Annotated in this window: 3 protein-coding genes; 1 reads left to right on the top strand and 2 read right to left on the bottom strand. The window is 74.5% G+C overall.

All coding sequences use genetic code 11. The features are described from left to right. Positions 1-430, bottom strand: a 430-nt coding sequence (locus MCAG_RS25780; RefSeq protein WP_007075888.1) for a phasin family protein, incomplete at its 3' end; no start/stop codon positions are given. Between the two features lie 117 nt (positions 431-547). Between MCAG_RS25780 and MCAG_RS25775 the strand changes: the two genes are divergently transcribed. After that, a complete protein-coding gene (locus tag MCAG_RS25775; protein WP_007075887.1) occupies positions 548-886 on the top strand; it encodes an SCP2 sterol-binding domain-containing protein in 339 nt (112 codons plus the stop codon). 81 nt (positions 887-967) lie between these two features. Here the strand turns inward: MCAG_RS25775 and MCAG_RS25770 are convergent. After that, positions 968-1,382, bottom strand: a 415-nt coding sequence (locus tag MCAG_RS25770) for an HAD hydrolase-like protein (RefSeq protein ID WP_157548634.1), incomplete at its 5' end; no start/stop codon positions are given.

The raw sequence follows: 1,382 nt of genomic DNA, 5'->3' as shown, positions 1-1,382 counted from the left end.
TCTCCGTAGCGACGGCCTTCTTCGCGACGGCCTTCTTCGCCACCGGGGTCGGGGATGATGCCGGCGGCGAAGACGGCTGCGAGCCGCCCGGTGCCCCGGCCGGCTGCGGGGCGGGCTCGGCGAGGCCCGCCCTGGCCTCCCTCAACTGGCGTTCCAGCTCGTGCACCCGGCGGGTCAACTCGGCCACCTCATCGGCGGTGGCCAGCCCGACCGTGCCGAGCGCGCGGTCGACCTCGAAGCGCACCAGCTTGGTCAGCGCCTCCCGATTCGCCGCGCCGGTCGAGACCAACTCCTCGGCGAGGGCCTGGAGCTGGGTTGCGGTCGCCTCGCCGGAGCCGACGACCCGGCGCACGACCTCCTGGGCCTTCTTCCGGGGCGCCTCCGTCAGGCCCATGGCCAGTCCGAGGTAGGCGCGCCACGCGTCCTGCATGCCTGAGTCCTTCCACGGGGGTGGGGTTGGGTTGCGGGTCTCACGCTACCGGGCGCCGTGCGACGCCCGTTGCGGTACGGTGCCGGGAAACGGACGTGGCGTGCATGAGGAGACGAAGTGGCCAGCGTGGACGAGTGTCGGCAGGCGTTGCAGGATCTGGCCGCCCGGCTGGACCGCAACGCCGATACCGTGCGGGAGCGGGTCGACCTGGACCGGACCCTGGCCTGCCGGGTGACCGACCTGGGCGCCGCCTTCCACGGCCGGCTCGCCGACGGGCGGCTGCTCGACCTGACCGACGGAGACGACCCGAAGGCGAAGATCGCACTGAGCACCAGCAGCGACGACCTGCTCGCCCTGGTGCGTGGCGAACTCGACGTGACCAAGGCCGTCGCGTCCCGCCGGGTGTCGATCAAGGCGAACCCGTTCGACCTGATGAAGCTCCGCAAGCTGCTCTGACCGCCCAGAACGGGCACCGCCCGCGGCACCGGCCCCGAAATACCCGGGTCGTGCCGCAGGCGGCCCCGCTACGCGGTGAGTTCAGTCGGCCAGGCCGAGGGCGGCCAGGGCCACCCCGGCCTCCGGCGAACCCGGCCGGACCCGAGGGCCGACGTCGGCCTCCCACGCGACGGCGCAGAGCGCGGCGAGAGCGTCCAGCGGCCCGCCGGCCCCGGTCAACTCCAGGTCACCGTCGACCGCGCGCGCCGACCAGCCGCCCGTATCGGCGTTACCCGGCACCCGGACCACCGCCGCCGGGTCGAACAGCCCGGCGAGGTCGACCGAGACGTACGTCGGCCGGCGCGCCGCCGGGGCGGCCAGCAGTTCGGGTACGTCACTGACGCCGGTCAGCACCAGCAGGCTGTCCAGGCCGGCCCGGCGGGCACCCTCGATGTCGGTGTCGAGCCGGTCGCCCACCACGAGCGTGCGCCCCTGACCGGCCCGGCGGGCGGCGGTG

The sequence above is a fragment of the Micromonospora sp. ATCC 39149 genome, assembly GCF_000158815.1.
In the GTDB taxonomy this organism is placed as follows: Bacteria; Actinomycetota; Actinomycetes; order Mycobacteriales; family Micromonosporaceae; genus Micromonospora.
This window is presented reverse-complemented; position numbering and strand designations above follow the sequence as displayed.